Annotated in this window: 18 protein-coding genes; 9 read left to right on the forward strand and 9 right to left on the reverse strand. The window is 67.3% G+C overall.

The features are described from left to right. Positions 1-68 precede the first annotated feature (68 nt). Positions 69-893 (reverse strand): DUF3014 domain-containing protein, encoded by an 825-nt coding sequence (locus AC3IPM_RS14975; RefSeq protein WP_489300788.1) that lies wholly within the window; start codon positions 891-893, stop codon positions 69-71. Positions 894-1,121: 228 nt separating this feature from the next. Between AC3IPM_RS14975 and AC3IPM_RS14980 the strand changes: the two genes are divergently transcribed. Then, entirely contained in the window at positions 1,122-1,832 is a 711-nt protein-coding gene (locus AC3IPM_RS14980) for a glutathione S-transferase (protein WP_489300789.1), read from the forward strand. A gap of 155 nt (positions 1,833-1,987) precedes the next feature. Here AC3IPM_RS14980 and AC3IPM_RS14985 read toward each other — a convergent pair whose 3' ends face one another. From AC3IPM_RS14985 to AC3IPM_RS14995, 3 genes are all read right to left on the reverse strand, one after another. Then, positions 1,988-3,598 (reverse strand): SulP family inorganic anion transporter, encoded by a 1,611-nt coding sequence (locus AC3IPM_RS14985; protein WP_489300790.1) that lies wholly within the window; start codon positions 3,596-3,598, stop codon positions 1,988-1,990. 123 nt (positions 3,599-3,721) lie between these two features. After that, positions 3,722-5,443 carry a thiamine pyrophosphate-dependent enzyme gene (locus AC3IPM_RS14990; RefSeq protein WP_489300791.1) on the reverse strand — a complete coding sequence of 574 codons (1,722 nt, stop codon included), beginning with the start codon at positions 5,441-5,443 and terminating at the stop codon, positions 3,722-3,724. Between the two features lie 99 nt (positions 5,444-5,542). Beyond that, positions 5,543-6,025, reverse strand: coding sequence for a DUF3574 domain-containing protein (locus tag AC3IPM_RS14995; RefSeq protein ID WP_489300793.1), 483 nt, complete (start codon positions 6,023-6,025; stop codon positions 5,543-5,545). A 230-nt stretch (positions 6,026-6,255) separates the two neighbouring features. Here AC3IPM_RS14995 and AC3IPM_RS15000 point away from each other — a divergent pair, with 230 nt between their 5' ends. Further along, positions 6,256-8,706 carry a TonB-dependent receptor plug domain-containing protein gene (locus tag AC3IPM_RS15000; RefSeq protein WP_489300794.1) on the forward strand — a complete coding sequence of 817 codons (2,451 nt, stop codon included), beginning with the start codon at positions 6,256-6,258 and terminating at the stop codon, positions 8,704-8,706. Positions 8,707-8,754: 48 nt separating this feature from the next. Here AC3IPM_RS15000 and AC3IPM_RS15005 read toward each other — a convergent pair whose 3' ends face one another. From AC3IPM_RS15005 to AC3IPM_RS15020, 4 genes are all read right to left on the reverse strand, one after another. Then, positions 8,755-9,252, reverse strand: coding sequence for an Ohr family peroxiredoxin (locus tag AC3IPM_RS15005; RefSeq protein WP_489300795.1), 498 nt, complete (start codon positions 9,250-9,252; stop codon positions 8,755-8,757). Further along, on the reverse strand, positions 9,249-10,004 hold the full coding sequence (locus AC3IPM_RS15010; protein ID WP_489300797.1) for an SDR family oxidoreductase: 756 nt from the start codon (positions 10,002-10,004) through the stop codon (positions 9,249-9,251). Before AC3IPM_RS15010 ends, AC3IPM_RS15005 begins: the two co-directional genes overlap by 4 nt. Positions 10,005-10,137: 133 nt before the next feature. Then, positions 10,138-11,175, reverse strand: a complete 1,038-nt coding sequence (locus tag AC3IPM_RS15015) for a LysR family transcriptional regulator (protein WP_489300798.1) — start codon at positions 11,173-11,175, stop codon at positions 10,138-10,140. Continuing rightward, on the reverse strand, positions 11,172-11,426 hold the full coding sequence (locus AC3IPM_RS15020) for a sigma factor-like helix-turn-helix DNA-binding protein (RefSeq protein ID WP_489300799.1): 255 nt from the start codon (positions 11,424-11,426) through the stop codon (positions 11,172-11,174). The genes AC3IPM_RS15015 and AC3IPM_RS15020 overlap by 4 nt, the downstream gene beginning before the upstream one ends. Positions 11,427-11,575: 149 nt before the next feature. Between AC3IPM_RS15020 and AC3IPM_RS15025 the strand changes: the two genes are divergently transcribed. The 4 genes from AC3IPM_RS15025 (at position 11,576) to AC3IPM_RS15040 (ending at position 13,534) form a co-directional block, all read left to right on the forward strand. After that, a complete protein-coding gene (locus AC3IPM_RS15025) occupies positions 11,576-12,055 on the forward strand; it encodes a carboxymuconolactone decarboxylase family protein (RefSeq protein WP_489300800.1) in 480 nt (159 codons plus the stop codon). Between the two features lie 86 nt (positions 12,056-12,141). Then, positions 12,142-12,558: a cupin domain-containing protein gene (locus AC3IPM_RS15030; protein ID WP_489300801.1), complete on the forward strand. Its 417-nt coding sequence runs from the start codon at positions 12,142-12,144 to the stop codon at positions 12,556-12,558. An 89-nt stretch (positions 12,559-12,647) separates the two neighbouring features. Next, positions 12,648-13,172: a sigma-70 family RNA polymerase sigma factor gene (locus tag AC3IPM_RS15035; protein WP_489300802.1), complete on the forward strand. Its 525-nt coding sequence runs from the start codon at positions 12,648-12,650 to the stop codon at positions 13,170-13,172. Continuing rightward, positions 13,172-13,534 carry a sigma-70 family RNA polymerase sigma factor family protein gene (locus AC3IPM_RS15040; RefSeq protein ID WP_489300804.1) on the forward strand — a complete coding sequence of 121 codons (363 nt, stop codon included), beginning with the start codon at positions 13,172-13,174 and terminating at the stop codon, positions 13,532-13,534. Before AC3IPM_RS15035 ends, AC3IPM_RS15040 begins: the two co-directional genes overlap by 1 nt. A 41-nt stretch (positions 13,535-13,575) precedes the next feature. On the opposite strand, the gene AC3IPM_RS15045 is transcribed toward AC3IPM_RS15040, so the two are convergent. Then, a complete protein-coding gene (locus AC3IPM_RS15045; protein WP_489300805.1) occupies positions 13,576-14,496 on the reverse strand; it encodes an MBL fold metallo-hydrolase in 921 nt (306 codons plus the stop codon). 167 nt (positions 14,497-14,663) lie between these two features. On the opposite strand from AC3IPM_RS15045, the gene otsB reads away from it, so the two are divergent. From otsB to otsA, 3 genes are read left to right on the forward strand one after another with little or no spacing between them, the layout of a single operon-like run. Beyond that, entirely contained in the window at positions 14,664-15,422 is a 759-nt protein-coding gene (otsB, locus tag AC3IPM_RS15050) for a trehalose-phosphatase (RefSeq protein ID WP_489300807.1), read from the forward strand. Between the two features lie 15 nt (positions 15,423-15,437). Next, a complete protein-coding gene (locus AC3IPM_RS15055; RefSeq protein ID WP_489300808.1) occupies positions 15,438-17,219 on the forward strand; it encodes a glycoside hydrolase family 15 protein in 1,782 nt (593 codons plus the stop codon). Further along, the gene (otsA, locus tag AC3IPM_RS15060) at positions 17,216-18,583 is read left to right on the forward strand and encodes an alpha,alpha-trehalose-phosphate synthase (UDP-forming) (RefSeq protein ID WP_489300809.1); all 1,368 of its coding nucleotides are present in this window, start codon (positions 17,216-17,218) and stop codon (positions 18,581-18,583) included. The genes AC3IPM_RS15055 and otsA overlap by 4 nt, the downstream gene beginning before the upstream one ends. Positions 18,584-18,897 lie beyond the last annotated feature (314 nt).

Raw genomic sequence — 18,897 nt, forward strand, 5'->3', positions numbered from 1 at the left:
ACGGCGTGATTCCACGCACGTGCGACGTACTGGCGTTCTACACCGTTGGCGGGGCGTGCCCGCGCGGATCAGCCGCGGGTGATCGCCGCACGCAGCGCACGCAACTGCTGTTTCACCGCCTGCGCCTGCCCTGCATCCATGCGCAGCAGCAGCTTCTGCCCCACCGAACGTGCCTGCAACGACGTATCCACGAAGCGATAGCGGCCGCGCTCATCGCGTTGCACGGCCAACGGGCGCGTCGGCTCGGGCGTCTGCAACAGATGATCGATCACCGCCACCAGCCGGTCGTTGAAATAGGCATCCGGGCGACCCAGCTGCGCATACGCCTGCTGCAGCAACGGATACATGCGCACATAGGCCCGGCCCGCCGCCTCGGCATCCAGCGCGGTGAATGCCTTCACATAGGGGGCGTAGCGCGCAGCGTTGGACGCGGCGATATGCGCGGAGCCGTCGGCATCCTCCACCTGCAGGGTGCCGGGCACCGCGCGCACCGCCATCGCCGGCGTCGGTACGCTGGGCTTGTCGAGGTTGTCGACGTGGGTCACCACGCGCTGGATCAGATGGTCGCGCAGCAGCAGTGCAAGCACGCTGTCGTCGCTGAACAAGGTGGTCAATGCCTCCCATGCCGGGCCATCACTGTCGGCCAGCAAAGGAAGTGCCGGATCCGCCGCGTCGCCGGGTTGCACCGGATGCGCGATGGGAGGAGGTGATGCGATGGGTGCAACCGTGGCGGGCGTGTGCGCGTCACGGGGCGGCGCTGTCGTTGTCTGCTGTGCAATGTGAACGCCATCGGCCAGGCCGCGCAAGGTGTCGCTGAACAACCACGCGCCCGCACCGCCGATCACCACCACACCCAGTACCCAGGGCCAGATCGCCTTTCCAGTCTTCTGCATGCTGCCGTACCTCGCTTTTCACCTGCATGGACATCGTGAGACCCCGGCATCTGCCTGGGGTTCCCCGCGCACGTCGGTAAAGCACGGTGCGCGCTGACACGACATCATCCCGCACGCGCGATGAACCGCTGCTCCGCCTGCCTGCGTCGCGCAGGATGAACACGACCCGCTCACATCCGCTTTGCACCCACGCGCCGATGCTGTGGCCTGGTCTGCCGGAGCATCGCGATGCACTACGAGCTTTACTACTGGACCGGTATCCAGGGCCGTGGCGAATTCATCCGCCTGGCCCTGGAAGATGCCGGCGCGGACTACACCGATATGGCACGCGTGCACGGCGATGCGGTGATGCAGCCGTTTCTGGACGGCAAAGCAGACGGCCTGCGCCCGTTCGCGCCACCGTTCCTGAAAGCCGGCCGGCAGGTAATCGCGCAGGTCGGTGCGATCCTGGATCACCTCGGCCCGGAACTCGGGCTGGTGCCCGGTGCCGCTTCGCGCAGGCACCAGGCGCTGCAACTGCAGCTGACCATCGCCGACCTGGTCGCCGAGGTACATGACACCCACCACCCCATTTCGGCATCGCAGTATTACGAAGACCAGAAACGGGAAGCCAAGGCGCGTGCCGAGGCGATGCGTGCCGAGCGCCTGCCGAAGTTCCTGGGCTATTTCGAAGACGTGCTCAAGGCCAACGGCGAGCGTCACCCGCTGCGCGAGCATTCCTACGTGGATCTGTCGTTGTTCCAGGTATTGAGCGGGCTGGACTACATGTTTCCGCACCGCATGCAGGCACTGTGGCCGACAGTGCCGCTGCTGCGCGCGCTGAAGGACCGCGTGGAGCGGCGGCCCCATGTGGCCGCCTACCTGTCTTCCGAACGCCGGCTGGCGTTCAACACCCACGGCATCTTCCGCCATTACCCGGAGCTGGATGCCGCTACATAAGCAGACCCGCAGCACCTGACGGTAGTGCCGGCCGCTGGCCGGCACCCCATGTACCCATCATCGCCTGGTTGCCGGCCAGCGGCCGGCACTACCGGGGATCGTCGGATTGCCCGCATCGGCCACGCGTCGATGCGTACCGCTCCCCCGCTGGCAGATCACGACTGTGCGTCGTGATCCACGCGTGGCTGCTTCTGCAGCGACAACAGCGCCAGCAATCCGGCCAGCGCCACGTACGCCCCGGCAAACTGCCAGCTGATGATCTTCGGCAGGCCTTCCAGCTGCCACGGCAGGTAGATGCCACCACGCGGGTCCACCGAATGGATCAGCCCGAACAGGGTCAGCGCCGCGGCCACCAGCAGGAAGCCCGAGGCGCGCAGCAGCTTGCCGTCGATCATCGCCACCACCGCGGCGATCCACAGCATCGAGGTGATGATGAAGCCGTTGCCCAAGGTGAAGATCACCGCCAGCTCCGGCAGGCCGTGGCCGTCGAGCGTGCTGGTCATCGCCGCCAGCTGCTCCGGTGCGATCCAGCCCGGTGCCTTGATCGCCAACAGGTAGGCCACCGACGGCAGGAAGCCCAGCACCATCGCCCCGGCGTGTTCACGCGGCGTGGCCTGGAAGGCCTGGGTGGTGATGTCGATGGCCACGTACACGATGATCGGGGCCAGCACCGCCAACGGCAGCCACTGCACCAGCCCGGAGATCACCCCGAGCATGCCGCCGACGCCCACGAACAGGCCGGTCAGCAGCGTGTAACCGCTGCGCGCGCCCATGTGCTTGTACGCCGGCTGGCCGATGTACGGGGTGGTCTGCGCGACACCGCCGCACAGCCCGGCCACCAGCGTGGCCACCGCTTCCACCAGCAGGATGTCGCGGGTGCGGTAGTCATCGCCGGCCGCGCGCGCGCTCTCGGAGACGTTGATGCCACCCACCACCATCAGCAGGCCGAACGGCAGCAGCAGCGGCAGGTAGCTCATGGCAGTGGGCAGGCCCTCGATGAAGCCCAGCGTCGGCCACGGCAGCACCACCTGCGGCGGCACCCACTCCGGCACCTTGAAGCCCGGTGCACCCAGCCCGGCCAGGCCGAGGCCGTAGTACAGCAGCGTGCCGAACACGAAGGCCACCAGCACGCCCGGCGCACGGATCGGCAGCTTGCGCTTGGCGATCAGCACGTACAGCAGCAGACCCAGGGTGACGAAGCCGACGATCGGCGAACGCAGGGTTTCCAGCAGTGGCAGGAAGCCCATCAGCACGATCGCGATGCCGGCGATGGAGCCCAGCAGCGAGGCACGCGGCAGCGCGCGGGTGACTGCTTCGCCGAAGAACGACAGCACGACCTTGAGCACGCCCATGATCACCAGCGAGGCCATGCCCAGCTGCCAGGTGGCAATGGCCGCATCGTGCGGAGCCAGCCCCTGCGCCTTGAAGGCCAGAAACGCGGGGCCGAGCACCAGCAACGCCATGCCGATGCTGGTGGGCGCGTCCAGGCCCAGCGGCATCGCCGTGACATCGTCGCGGCCGGTACGCGCGGCCAACCGCCGTGCCATCCAGGTGTAGAGCACGTTGCCGACCAGCACGCCGAAGGCGGTGCCCGGGAACATCCGCCCGAACACCACGTCGGCCGGGAACTGGAAGATGCCGACCAGCGCCATCGCGATGAAGCCGAGGATCGACAGGTTGTCGACGACCAGGCCAAAGAAGCCGTTGAAATCGCCGGCGACGAACCAGCGGGGGCGTCCGGACGGGACAGGAGCGGAGGCGGACATGCGCGGGCACTGCTGTGGGGAGGGGGTAGCCGATGGTAGGGCCACAGCGCCCCCAGTAACAGGCACATGAATGGAACGCCGGGGGACGCACATCGACAGCAACCGGTAGTGCCGGCCGCTGGCTCAGGGCTTGTTGAGGAAATTGTTCGCCAGCAGGTCGCGCACATCCCCTACCCGCCCATGCAGCAGCGCCTTGGCCGCATACAGCGCGGTACCGGCCACCTGCTTGGCCTCGATCTGCGGCGGCATCACCAGTTCGGTCGGGCTGGTGTGCACATCCAGCAGCGCCGGGCCGGGGTGGGCCAGGAAGTCCTTGACCGCCTGCTCCAGGTCTTCGGAGCGGGTCACGGTGCGCCCGTAGAACCCGATCACCTCGGCCAGGCGGCCGAAATCGGGGTTCTTCAGGTCGGTGTAGTTGTCCAGCAAGCCTTCGACCTTCTGCTCGAGCTCGACGAAATTCAGCGAGCTGTTGTTGTAGACCACCACCTTGATTGGCAGTTCTTCCTGGATCGCGGTGAGCAGGTCGCCCAGCAGCATGGCGATGCCGCCATCGCCGGACAGCGAAATCACCTGTCGGCCCGGGTACGCCTTCTGCAGGCCCAGCGCCTGTGGCATCGCATTGGCCATCGTGCCGTGCAGCAGGCTGGTCAGGGTGCGGCGCCGCCCGTTGGCGCGGATATGCCGCAGGATCCACACCATCGGCGAGCCGCCGTCGGCGGTGAACAACGCATCGTCGCTGGCATGGCGGTCGATCAGCGCGGTCAGGTGCTGCGGGTGGATCAGCGCGCCCTCACCCGGTTTTTCCTCCTCGGCGCGCTTGGCCAGTGCCTTGTCGCGGTGGCCGATGCACTCGTCCAGGAAGCTGCGGTCCTCGCGCTCGGGCAGCAGGGGCAGCAAGGCCTGCAACGTCGGGCCGATGTCGCCGACCACACCCAGATTGACCGGGTGGCGGCGGCCGAGGTGGCTGCCATCGTGGTCGACCTGGATGATCGTGGCCTTGTCCGGGTAGTACTGGCCCCAGGCGAAATCGGCCCCGAGCAGCAGCAGCGTGTCGCAGGCCATCAGCGTGTGGTAGCCCGATTCGATGCCGAAAATGCCGGTCATGCCCATGTTGTACGGGTTGTCGTACTCGACAAAATCCTTGGCCCGCGAGGTGTGCGCGATCGGCGCCTTGAGCCGGGCCCCGAGCGCCACCAATGCGTCGTGCGCATGCTCGCAACCGGCACCGGCGTAGATGCCGATGCGCTTGCCCTCGCCGAGCAGCGCGGCGATGCGCTGCAGCTCCGCATCGCTGGGGCGCAGCACCGGCTGGGTGTAGTGCACCGAGAACGGCGGATCGTGCTTGACCTCGGCCTCGCTGATGTCGGCCGGCAGGATCACCACTGCCACCCCGCGCCGGCTGATCGCTGCCTGGCAGGCCAGGGTCACCACGCGGCGTGCCTGCTCGGGACTGTGCACCTGCTCGCAGAACACGCTGCAGCTGGCGTACACGGCTTTGAAATCGACTTCCTGCGGGAACTCCATGCCCAGTTCCGCGGTGACCACCTGGCTGGCGATCAGCACCATGGGCGCGCGGTTGCGGTTGGTCTCGAACACGCCGTTGATGAAGTGCAGCCCACCCGGCCCGCACGATCCGGCGCAGGCGGTCAGCCGCCCGCTGACCAGCGATTCGGCGCCGGCAGCGAACGCGGCCACTTCCTCATGGCGCATGTGCACCCACGCGATCTCGCTGCGGTGAATGGCGTCGGTGACGTAGTTGAGGGTGTCGCCGACGATGCCATAACAATGGCGCACGCCAGCAGCCTGCAGGGTTTCAACCACGATCTCGGCAACGCGCTTGCTCATGACGGACCTTCCAGAACGGGGGAAGGCCCAGCCTAGCCATGTGCAGGTGACACCGATGTGCGAATCCGGTGATCACCGGATCCGCGGGTCAGCAGCGGCTCAGAACGAGACTTCAACCGCCTGCTGCGCCCACAGCACCGACTGGTGGCCGGTGGCCTGCTTCCACGCCAGGCGGATCGCTTCGATGTCGGCGCGGCGCTGCGGGGTGTTTTCGTGCAGCACCACCAGCACCTTGGTGCGCAGGCGGTTGGGCTCGGCCGCGCCGCGGAACAGCCACTGGCCGTAGGCATCGAACACGGTCAGACCGTCGGGGAAGCGCGGGGTGACGTTCTTGTCCAGGAAGGCGCGCCATTGGTCTTCGCTGATCGCATCGGTCTGCTTGCGCTCGGAGGCGCCGCTCTCCTCGCCTACGCCGAAATACAGCTCGCTGCGCACCCAGCCCGCCGCGGCATCCGGGCGTGCAGCGTCGCCCTGCAGGGTCGCGGTGGCGGCGGCCGTGGGAACCGGCTGGGTGGCGGGGGCGGCAGTCGCGCAACCGCTGGCGGCCAGCACCAGGGCGAACAGAACGGCGTAGGACTTCATCGAATACTCCAGAAAACAGGCATGCAGGGGGAAGGAAGGGTGCAGGACATCCGGTTCCTGCGCAGATCACCAGCGGTTATCTGCTGATGCCCACGCGCGATGGGACTTGCATCGCGGGGACCATCACGCCAAGATAATATATCGCTTCATCCGGATGGATTGGTAGCTCTAATTCATGCCCGGCAATCCCCAGAGCCCCCCCCTCCCCCTCGTCGTCTGCTGGAGTCCGCATGTCCCGTCCGTCCGCGTCGCGCCTTGGCCTTGCCATCGCGCTCGTCCTCGCTTCCCCCCTGCTCACCCAGGACGTACTTGCGCAGGACGCGCCCGGCTCGGCCACCACGCTGGACACGGTGATCGTCACCGGCACCCGGGCAGTAGACCGCACCGTGCTGGAATCGACCTCGCCGGTGGACGTGCTCACCGCCGAGGATATCCGCAAGGCCGGCGTGGTCAATGGCGAACTGGGCAGCGCGCTGCAGGCGCTGCTGCCGTCGTTCAACTTCCCGCGCCAGTCCAACTCCGGTGGCGCCGACCACATCCGCGCCGCGCAGCTGCGCGGGCTGTCGCCGGACCAGGTGCTGGTGCTGGTGAACGGCAAGCGCCGGCACAGCAGCGCGCTGGTCAACACCGACAGCAAGATCGGCAAGGGCACCACCCCGGTCGACTTCAACGCGATCCCGGTCAGCGCGATCAAGCGCATCGAAGTGCTGCGCGACGGTGCCGGCGCGCTGTACGGTTCGGACGCCGTGGCCGGTGTGATCAACGTGATCCTGGATGACGCCCCGGAAGGCGGCGCGATCGAGGCCAGCTTCGGTGCCAACCACACCAACCTCAAGCCGATCGACCGCACCCTTACCGATGGCCAGACCAGCTACGTCAGCGCCAAGGTCGGCACCCGCCTGGGCGAGGACGGCGGCTTCCTGCGCGTGGGCCTGGAGCTGAAGAACCACGAAGGCACCAACCGCGCCGGCTTCGACCAGATTCCGCCGTGGGACCAGAGCGCCACCAACCTGGCGCTGCAGGGCAAGCGCAACTATGTGCTGGGCGATGGCAAGACCAAGGACCTCAACGCCTGGATCAACACCGAGCTGCCGCTCGGTGAGACCTCGAAGTTCTACTTCTTCAGCACCTTCAACCAGCGCGACAGCGAAGGCGCCAACTACTTCCGCTACCCCGACAGCGACGCCAACTGGGCGCAGATCTATCCGAACGGCTACCGCCCGATTTCCGAAGGCGAAAACCGCGACGTCCAGGCCGTGGCCGGCGCGAAGGGCCAATGGGGCGAGTGGAACTACGACGCCAGCCTGGACTACGGCAGCAACAGCTTCACCTACCGTCTGCGCAACTCGTTGAACGCCTCGCTGGGCCCGACCAGCCCGACCCGCTTCAAGACCGGCGACTACCGCAACGAACTGACCGTGGCCAACCTCGATCTCGGCCGCGTGTTCCAGCAGGGCGAGAACACCACGCACAGCCTCGGCCTGGGCGCAGAAGCCCGCCGTGACCATTACCAGACCCGTCCGGGCGACCCCAACAGCTACGCCGCCGGCCCGTTCACCGACCGCCCGACCGGCTCGCAGGCCGGGGGTGGGTTGACCCCGCAGGACGCCACGTCGCTGTCGCGCGATGTCGCCAGCGTCTACGCCAGCCTGTCCAGCCAGTTCGGTGAGCACTTCTCCAGCGACCTGGCCGCGCGCTACGAACACAGCGATGACTTCGGTGGCGAACTCACCGGGAAGCTCGGCCTGCGCTATGAGTTCACCCCGGCCTTCGCGCTGCGTGGCGCGATCTCCAACAATTTCCGTGCGCCCTCGCTGGCACAGATCGGCTACGAGTCCACCTCCACCGGCTACAACGCCGCCGGCCAGCTGGTGCAGGGCCGCGTGCTGTCGGTCAACAACCCCATCGCCCGTGGGCTGGGCGCGCGTGACCTGAAGCCGGAGAAGTCGCTCAACACCAGCCTGGGCTTCACCAGCCGCATCGGCGAGCACTTCGATCTCTCGCTGGACTTCTTCCAGATCGATATCGACGACCGCATCGCGCTGTCGGAGAGCATCACCGGCGATGCACTGACGAACTACGTGCAGCAGCAGTTCGGCGTGACCGGCCTGCAGAGCGCCAGCTTCTTCGTCAACGCCGCCGACACCCGCACCCGCGGTGCCGAACTGGTGAGCAACTGGCGCCACGCGCTGGGCGATGGCGAGCTGCTGCTGACCGGCACCTACGCCTATACCAAGACCACGTTGAAGAATGTGCTAGCCACGCCGCCCGGCCTGCTCGCACTGGACCCGGACTACGTGCTGTTCGGCGTGGAGGAAACCAACACCCTCACCGACGCCACCCCGCGTACCCGTGGCTCGGTGGCGGCCAGCTGGAGCAACGACCACTGGTCGCTGAGCAGCCGGGTCAACCGCTACGGCAGCGTCACCCGCGTGTTCAACTTCGGCGATGGCTACATCCCGCGCCAGACCTACGGCGCGGAATGGCAGCTGGATGCCGAAGTGGAATTCAAGATCACCCCGCAGTGGGCCGTCGCGGTGGGCGGGCAGAACCTGACCGACAACTACTCCGATCGCTCCAACGAGGACATCCACTACTTCGGCAACCTGCCGTATGACGTGCTGTCGCCGGTGGGCAGCAATGGTGCGTATTACTACGGACGTGTGCGGTATACGTTCTGATCAATGGTGCAGCCGGGCATGGCCCGGCGCTACCGGGCGTGTGCGGGATCAGTCCACGGCCACCTTCACCACGTGGCTGATCCCGTGATGGAACATCTTCGCGTAGGGACACACCCGCTCGGTGTTGCGTACCAGCTCGGCGGCAAGCGTGGGATCCATGCCAGGCAGGTAGGCGATGATCTCCGCGGACAGCAGATACAGGCCATCCACCGGGTCGCGCGCAAAGGTTACTGCCACCTCGATGCCGGGATTGTCCAGCACCAGCCCGGCGCGGGCGGCCACCAGCACCAGAGCGCCGTGGAAGCAGCCTGCATAGCCGGCGGCCAGCAGCTGTTCCGGGTTGGTACCCCCGCCCGGACCACCGAGTTCGGGCGGCAGGCGCAGGTCCACGGCAAGGGCACCATCATCCGAGCGCACTTCGCCGGACGCACGCCCGTGCCGGGCCTGCCCACCACTCACCCGTACCCGGCCGGTATACAACGGCCGGACCGCGTCACCGTGGTACTTGTCGAGCACGCTGGGCGGCGGCGGCTGCAGCCCGGTCATTGCGCCAGGCCGGCCTGCCGCAGCCACTGTGCGAACCCGACCGCACCGGTCCACGCCGGCCCGCCCGGTACCAGCGTGTCATCCTGCAGCTGCGCACCAAAGTAGGCCGCCTGCGGATCACCCACCACCGTGCGTGCATCGCCGGTGGCCTCCAGATAGCGCTGTGCCCATGCCGCCATCGAGGCCCGCTCCGGCCCTGCGATCTCAACCACACCGTTGACCGGTGGCCGCAACGCTACGCGGACCACCGCGTCGGCCACGTCTTCGGCAGCGATCGGCTGCACCAGTGCGGTGGGCAGGCGCAGGCTGCCGCTGCCGCCGGCGGACTGGAGGATGCCCGGGAGGAATTCGAAGAACTGGGTCGAATGGATGATCGTGTAGCCCAGGCCGGATTCGCGGATCAACCGCTCCTGCGCGATCTTGCCGCGGAAGTAGCCGCTCGCGGCCAGCTTGTCGGTCCCCACCACCGACAGCGCCACGTGGTGGCTCACGCCGGCGCTGTTCGCAGCAGCCAGCAGGGTGCGGCCGGCGGTCTCGAAGAACGACCACACCGCCGTATCCTCGAACGAGGGCGAATTGGCCAGGTCGACCACGACCTCGGTGTCACGCATGGCCGCGTCCAGCCCTTCACCGGTCAACACATCGATACCGGTGGAGGGGGCGGCCACCACCACCGCATGGCCGGCCGCGCGCAGGCGATCCACCACCTTGCTGCCGATCCGGCCGGTACCGCCGACGACGAGAAGCTTCATGACATTTCTCCAGGAGTAAACGAAGGGGCGCACGTGGGGTGTCGCGGGCACGGCAACAGCGTAGAAACGCGTGGCCTGCCGCGGTAGGTCCGCACCGGGACGCACGTTGTTGCCCTGCACGCACCAATGTCGGTCATGCCCACGCCGGCTGCGTCCGCGGATCTTCCTGGGCGGCGCTCTGCTGGCGCATCTCCCAGTGCGACATCACGTCCAGATCCAGCGCGCGCACCCGCTGGGTGCTGAAATCGATGAACGCGCGAATGCGTTTGGGCAACTGACGTCGGCTGAGGTAGCACAGGTAGTGGCCGCGATCCTGCGGGGCGTAGCGATCCAGGCAGGTCACCACGGCCCCGGCGCGCAGCGCTTCGCGCATCTGGTAGCTGGGCAGCTGGGCGATCCCCTGGCCATCCACGACGGCCTGCAGGGCCAGGTCCGCATCGTTGAACACCAGCGCGGCGGCCGGTTGTGGCGTCACCGCGGCGCCGTCCACGCGGAACTCCCAACGCTGCAGCCGGCCGCCGGGCAGGCGGCGGCCGATGCAGGCATGGGTGGCCAGCGCCTCCACCGAGGCCGGCAGCCCATGGGCCCGCGCATAGGCTGGCGACGCGCAGACCACCAGCTGCATCGGTACCAGCTGCTTGGCGATCACCTGGCTGTCTTCCAGCAGGCCATCGCGGAATGCGATGTCGATCCGGTCGGCGGCGAGGTCCGGGGGCTGTTCGTCCAACAGCAGTTCCACCGAAATCCCGGGGTACTCGCTGCGGAAGGCCGCCAGCAGTGGCGCGATCACACAGCGGCCGAATCCGTAGGTTGCACTGATGCGCAGGTGTCCCTTCGGCGGGCCGTCGCGTAGATCGCGCATCTCGTCCAGCGCCTGGCGGATGCTGTCCACACCCGGGCTGCATCCTTCCAGGAACTGCTCGCCTTCGCTGGTGAGTGAGGTCGAGCGTGTGGTGCGCAGGAACAGCCGCACGCCCAGCTGGCTTTCCAGCTTCTGCACGCTGCGGCTCACCGCCGAGCGGCCTATGCCCAGGCGGTCCCCGGCACGCGCGAAACTGCCTTCGGCGGCCACGGCGATGAAGGCGAGCACGCCCGCATAGCTGGTGGAGAACGATGCATTGAGGGAATCGTGGCCGCCGGTGGGCGTGGGCGGTTGCGAAGTCGTTGTCATGGCGTTCCAGGCTCCAAGGGGACACGGTGTGCGGACAGGCAGGCGCGCGCCTGCTGCAGGCGGTGCTCGCAGACCCGCAGATCCAGACCGAGCAGGGCGACGATCTCCTCGATCCCGGCACCCAGCACGTCGTGCAGCAGCAACACGGCACGGGCATCGGCGGGCAGCTCGTCGAGTGCGGCCAGGAATTCATGCCAGACCCGCTCGCTGGCAGGTAACGGGGTGCGGCGATGGGCGGAATCTGGGGTCATGCCCGGCAGACGGATCAGCAACCGGTGCTGTGACAGCACATTGGTGTTTTTTCCACACCACCGTGCGTCCCTGTCCCTACCTACCCCCTGCAGCGCACCGGTTCTAGCCTCATGGCGTTCATTCCACTCCACTGAAGGCCACTACCGTCATGACCGCACGTCTGGACTACACACAGCAGTCACCCGAGCTGTTGAAGAAGCTCGTCAGCTTTTCGCAGGCCACCCACGCCAGCACGATCGAAGCCCCGACCCACGACCTCATCAACATCCGCGCTTCGCAGCTCAATGGCTGCGGGTTCTGCCTGGACATGCACATCAAGGAGGCCACCCTCAGGGGCGAGCGCCCACTGCGCCTGCACCACATCGCCGCATGGCGCGAATCCGCCCTGTTCAGCCCGCGCGAGCGCGCCTGTCTGGCGTGGACCGAGGTGCTGACCCAGCTGCCCGCACACGGAGTACCCGATGAACTGTACGAGCGCGTGCGCAGCCAGTTGTCCGAGCAGGAGATCGTCGATCTGACCTATGCGGTGATGGCCATCAATGCCTGGAACCGCGCCAACGTCGCCTTCCGCACCCCGCCGGGTGTGCTCGACAAAGCCTACGGCCTGGACAAAGCCGGCCTGGCCTGAATCCGATGCGCCGGCGCCCTGCGCGTTGGCGCTCTTTATCCGGCCCCCACGTTGCGGCGTGGCAGGCCATTGGCAGGAGACCCGCCATGCGTTCCCTTCCCTCCCTGGCCTTACTGGCCCTGCTGCCGCTGGGCAGCGCCACCGCCGCGCCTGCCGCACCGCCGCATGCGGCGCCGGCACCGATCGTGCACGACGTGATGACCGAGCCGCTGCCCGAGCATCCCGGCAAGGAAGTACTGATCCTCACCGTTGAATACCCGCCCGGCGGTGCCGACCCCGTGCATCGCCATGATGCCCACGGATTCGTCTATGTGCTCCAAGGCCACATCGTGATGGGCGTGGCCGGCGGACGTGAGGTCACCCTGGGCCCCGGCGAGGCCTTCCACGAAGGCCCTCGGGATGTGCATACGGTGGGCCGCAACGCGAGTGGGACCGAACCGGCGAAATTCGTCGTGTTTCTGCTCAAGGACATCGGCACGCCTGCGGTACTGCCAGCGCACTGACATCGCCACAGGGGGATCCCGGCTGCTGCCGGCGCGTCGGGGCGGTCGCCGGATGTCACAATCCGGGGACCTGCCCCGTCTTTCCCTGCATGGACGATCCCACCGAACTGTTCACCCGCCTGCGTCCCCGCCTGTTCGGCGTGGCGTACCGCATGCTCGGCACCGCCGCTGAAGCCGAAGATGTCGTGCAGGATGTCTGGCTGCGTTGGCATGGTGCCGCGCAGGACACCATCGAGAACCCCGAGGCCTGGCTGGTTGCCACCACCACCCGGCGCGCGATCGATGGCCTGCGCCTGGCGCGGCACACACGTGAGCATTACGTCGGCATGTGGCTGCCCGAGCCCCTGCTCACCGATGACACGGCCACCCCGGAGCATGTGCTGGAAGCGGCCAGTGACCTGTCCGTCGCCTTCCTCAACGTACTGGAGCGCCTGGCGCCGGACGCACGCGCCGCCTTCCTGCTGCACGATGTGTTCGACCAGGACTACGCCGTGGTCGCGCGCACGCTCGGCAAGACCGAGGCAGCGTGCCGGCAGATCGTGCACCGTGCGCGCACGCAGCTGCGCCAGCAACGGCCACCTACGCCGTGCCGCACGAGGTACACCAGCGATTGATGCGACGCTTTACCGAGGCGGTATCCACCGGTGACTTCAGGACGATGAAGGCCTTGATGGCCGAATCGGCGGTCCTGATCGGTGACGGGGGCGGCATCGTCACCAGTTTCCCCAAGCCGATGGTGGGCGGTGCGCGCATCGCCCAACTGTTGTATGCCCCGCACCTGCGCCGCAAGGCCCAGCTGCGCATCGAGCCTGCAATGCTCAACGGACGGCTTGGATTCCTGCGCTACTTCGACGGCGTGCTGGAATCGGCAATGGCCCTGGATTCCGACGGCGAGCAGATCGTGGAGATCCTGGTCCAGCGCAATCCGCACAAGCTGCAGCGGCTGGTCGCGCAGCGCACGACCAGCATCCAGTAGCGGCTGCGCCTACCGGCGCCGCAGCGCCTTCGTGGGTGCGCTCAGAAGTCCCAGAACACCGGCACCCAGCGGAAGGCCTCGCCTTCCACCGACACCCGGCCCACCGACGGGAACGGAAGGTGGGTGGCGACCAGCATCTCGCCGGTGCCGGCCAGGTCCTTCAGCAGCTTCAGCCGCACACGCGCCGATGCCTCCGGATCATGCTCGAAACCGTTGTGCCAGTTCGGCTGTTCGAAGCCCACCGCGAACACCGCATCCCCGGCAAAGGTCAGTGCCTGACCCGCGGAGGACAGGCGCACCACGCTGTGCCCCGGCGTATGCCCACCGGTACGGTGGACCGTGACACCCGGCGCCACCTCGTGCACGTCCTCGAAGGTCCGCACATAGCCGCTGTACTCGGCCCAGAAGTGCGTGGCGGTAGCACGCAGCGCATCGGGAAAACCCTGCGGCATGTTGGTGCGGGTGAAGTCGGGCGCCTTCCAGAATTCGACTTCGGCGGCCGCGATGTGGATCCGCAGGTCCGCACGAAGCCGTGCCTTCACCCCATCCACCAGCAGCCCGCCGATGTGGTCCATGTGCATGTGGGTGATCACCACATCGGTGATCTCGGCCAGGTCGATACCGGCGGCACCCAGGCGGCGGATCAACTGGCCGGCACGCGGCAGCTGCAGGTCCGGGTCCATGCCCAGACCGGCGTCGATCAGGATGGTGTGCTCGCCGCTGTGCACCACCATCACGTTCAACGCCCAGTCGAAGGCGTCCTTGGGCAGGTACATCTCATCGAACCACACCGCGCGTTCGGACGCCTCGACGTTGTGGCCGAGCATCTGGGTGGGCAGCGGCAACACGCCATCGCTGACCACCAGCACATCGATATCCCCCACCTTCAACGCATAGCGTGAGGGCACCAGCTCGTCGAGCGCTGGCGCGGCGGGGATTGCAGTAGTTTCCAAACTGAACATGAGGGATCTCCAGACCACGACAGGTTGCCGGGTGGGATCAGCCTAGGTAACGCGCAAGCAGCCCAGTAGACCCGTAGAGGTGCTCACGGTGTTGCCCGTTGCGCAGCAATGGCGGCAACGTTCACCCATGACCTGACGATCACGCCCACGCTGGCATGTTGTCGGGCATGGCCAACGACTTCCCCCCACGTCCGCCGCCGCCACTGCTTGACGACGCCTGCGCGTTGTTCCTCGACGTGGATGGCACCCTGATCGAGTTCGCCGAGGATCCCGCCGCGGTACAGCTGCTGCCGGAAATCCGCGAAGCCATCGGCCGCATCAGCGACCGCCTCGAAGGCGCGGTCGCGCTGGTCAGCGGGCGTCCGCTGGAGCAGCTCGACCAGCTGTTCGCCCCGCTCACCCTGCCTGCCGCCGGGCTGCATGGCCACCAGTTGCGCCACGATCTCGGCCGCGTGCGTGATCCCGGCCCGGACGGCGATACCGGCGAATGGCTGCATGCGCTGCATCAGCAGGCGATGCGCTTCGCGCATGGCTATCCGGGTGTGCGGGTGGAAGACAAGGGCCGCAGCCTCGCCCTGCACTGGCGCGGCGCACCGCATGCGGCCAGCGATGTACGCGCCTTTGCCGAACGGCATATCCGCGGCCACGCCGGCTACCGCCTGCAACCCGGCGACCATGTCGTGGAGTTCGTGCCGGAAGGCAGCGACAAAGGCCACGCCATCCGCCAGCTGATGCAACGCCCCCCGTTCCGCGACCGCCTGCCGGTGTTCCTCGGCGATGACCTCACCGACGAATTCGGCTTCGAGGCGGCCAATGGCCTGCATGGCTGGAGCGTGCTGGTTGGCGCACGCACCGACAGCGCCGCCGTGTTCGCCCTGCCGGACATCCGCAGCGTGCACGCCTGGCTGCGCGAAAACGCTTACTGACGAGGTACCCCCCACATGAGTGAACCCACCCTGGACCTGGGCGTGGTCGGCAATGGCAGTTTCGGCGCACTGATCGACAAACAGGCGCGCGTGGTCTGGAGCTGCCTGCCCACCTTCGACGGCGACCCGACCTTCTGTGCCCTGCTCGGCCCCAATCAACAGGAAGGCGGCGATTTCGCCATCGAACTGGAAGACCTCGTCCACAGCGAGCAGAGCTATCTCACCAACACCGCCATCCTGCGCACGGTGCTGCACGACAAGCACGGTGGCGCGCTTGAGATCCTCGATTTCGCCCCGCGCTGGCGCCAGAACGATCGCTTCTACCGTCCGGTCAGCCTGATCCGCCAGGTGCGTCCGCTTGCCGGCAACCCGCGCATCATCGTGCGTGCACGCCCGCTGGCCGACTGGGGTGCACGCGTGCCCGCCGCCACCTGGGGCAGCAACCACATCCGCTGGACGCTGCCCGAGCTGGTGTTGCGCCTGACCACCGATGTGCCGCTGCGCTTCGTGCGCGATGCCCTGCCGTTCGTGCTCAGCCATCCGGTGCACCTGGTGCTGGGCGTGGACGAATCGCTCAACCGTTCGCTCAGTGGCTATGTGCAGGAGGCCTTCCAGCGCACCCGCGACTACTGGCGCGAATGGGTGCGCTACCTGTCCATCCCGCTGGAATGGCAGGACGCGGTGATCCGCAGCGCGATCACCCTGAAGCTGTGCCAGTACGAAGACAGCGGCGCGATCATCGCCGCGATGACCACCTCCATTCCCGAGGCCCCGGGCAGCATCCGCAATTGGGATTACCGCTACTGCTGGCTGCGCGATGCCGCCTTCGTGGTGCGCACGCTGAACCGGCTGGGCGCCACCCGCACCATGGAACAGTTCCTGGGCTACATCTTCAACCTGGCCACCGCCGATGGCAGCCTGCAGCCGCTGTACGGCATCGGCTTTGAAGCCAAGCTGGAAGAAACCGAAGTCGCCTCGCTGTCCGGCTACCGCGGCATGGGCCCGGTGCGCCGCGGCAACCTGGCCTGGGTGCAGCGCCAGCACGATGTGTACGGCAGCGTGGTGCTGGCTTCCACCCAGCTGTTCTTCGACCAGCGCCTGCAGGACCCCGGCGATGCCCACACCTTCGCGCGGCTGGAACCGCTCGGCGAGCAGGCCTTCGCGCTGCACGACGTGCCTGATGCCGGCCTGTGGGAATTCCGCGGACGCACCGAAGTGCACACCTACACCAGCGCGATGTGCTGGGCCGCCTGCGATCGCCTGTGCAAGATCGCAGTGCGCTTGAAGCTGGATGATCGCGCCGACTACTGGCGCGGACGCGCCGATACCATCCACGCGCGCATCCTGCATGAAGCGTGGAGCGAGGCGCTGGGCCACTTCACCGATACCTTCGGCGGCCACCGGCTCGATGCCTCGCTGCTTTTGCTGGCCGACATCGGCTTCATCGACGCCCACGACGCGCGCTTCGTCGCCACCGTCGAAGCCATCGGCCGCGACCTCAAGCACGGCGATGCGCTGTACCGCTATGTCGCGCCGGATGATTTCGGCGAACCGGAAACCAGCTTCACCATCTGCACGTTCTGGTACATCGATGCACTGGCGGCCATCGGCCGGTTGGACGAAGCCCGCGACATGTTCGAGACCCTGCTGGAGCGGCGCAACCACCTGGGCCTGCTGTCCGAAGACCTCGCTTTCGACAACGGCGAAGCCTGGGGCAACTTCCCGCAGACGTACTCGCACGTGGGCCTGATCACCGCCGCGATGCGCCTGTCGCGCAGCTGGCAGGAAGCCTCGTGAGCCGCCTGGTGGTAGTTTCCAACCGGGTTGCGGTACCCGGCGAGAACCGCGCTGGCGGGCTGGCGGTGGGCCTGCAGGCCGCGCTCAAGGAACGTGGCGGGCTGTGGTTCGGCTGGAGCGGAAAATCGGTGCGCGAGCCCAGCGGCAGCGTGCACGAACAGGTCGACGGCGATATCCGCTACGTCACCCTGGACCTCAACAAGCGCGATGTCGATGGCTACTACAACGGCTTCGCCAACCGCACCCTGTGGCCGCTGCTGCACTTCCGCCTGGACCTGGTCGACTACGACCGCGCCACCCGCGAAACCTACCGCCGGGTCAACGCGCTGTTCGCCGAGAAGCTGGCCCCGTTGCTGCGCGACGACGACATCGTGTGGATCCACGACTACCACCTGATTCCGCTGGCCTCGCTGCTGCGCGAACGCGGGCTGGGCTGCCGGATCGGCTTCTTCCTGCACGTGCCGATGCCCTCGGCCGACCTGCTGCAGGCCATGCCCGACCACCTGCGGCTGTTCTCCAGCCTGTACGCCTACGACCTGGTCGGTTTCCAGACCCAGCGCGATGCCGACCGCTTCCAATCCTATGTGCGCCTGTTCGGCGGCGGCCGGGTGCTGGCCGATGGCGAACTGGAGGCCCCCGGGGGCCGGCGCTTCCGTGCCGCCGCGTTCCCGATCGGCATCGATACGGCGCACATCGAGCGCCAGGCCAAGGCCGGCGCCAACAAGCCGGCCGTGCGCGACCTGCGCAACAGCCTGCGCAACCGCCAGCTCGCCATCGGCGTGGACCGGCTGGATTATTCCAAGGGCCTGCCCGAACGCTTCCAGGGCTTCGAACGCTATCTGGAGCGCCATCCCGACCAGCGCGGCAGCCTGACCTACCTGCAGATCGCGCCGGTCTCGCGCGGCGACGTCACCGAGTACCGCCAGCTGCGCAGCCAGCTCGAACAGATCGCCGGGCACATCAACGGTGGCCATGCCGAGCCCGACTGGACCCCGCTGCGCTACGTCAACCAGAACTTCACCCACGCCACCCTGACCGGCTTCTACCGCGCCGCAGCGGTGGGCCTGGTCACCCCGCTGCGTGATGGCATGAACCTGGTGGCCAAGGAATACGTGGCCTCGCAGGACCCGGAGAATCCCGGCGTGCTGGTGCTGTCGCTGCTGGCCGGCGCCGCCGATGAGATGAAGCAGGCGCTGCTGGTCAATCCGCACGACCTGGACGGTGTCGCCGATGCCATCGCCACCGCCGCCACCATGCCGCTGCGCAAACGGCTGGAGCGCTGGCAGGCCATGATGGAACACCTGCGCACCTACGACATCAACCACTGGCGACAGACCTACCTGGACGCGCTCGAACACGGTTGAACCGTCGCCGTGGGCGGGTGTGAATGCGCCATGTCCCTGTCCGTACAGCATGCGCAATGGTGCTGAAAACCGGTCTTGCGCCGCGCGCGACCGACGTTTTCAGCCCGAATTGATTACGGATGAAACAACCTCCTCCGCGCCGCGCAATCCACCCGTCGCCACGTCGCATTCGACACCGTGAAAGCCGCCATCGTCGGCCGTACAAGCCTCTGCGGCGATAGATGCCGGCAATCGCAGCCACTGGCCCGAAAACGAAAGCACTGCCGCCCCTGAAATTTCATTTCGCATTGACAGCCCCTGACCAAAGTGACGCC

This window comes from Stenotrophomonas sp. GL_111 (assembly GCF_057835245.1).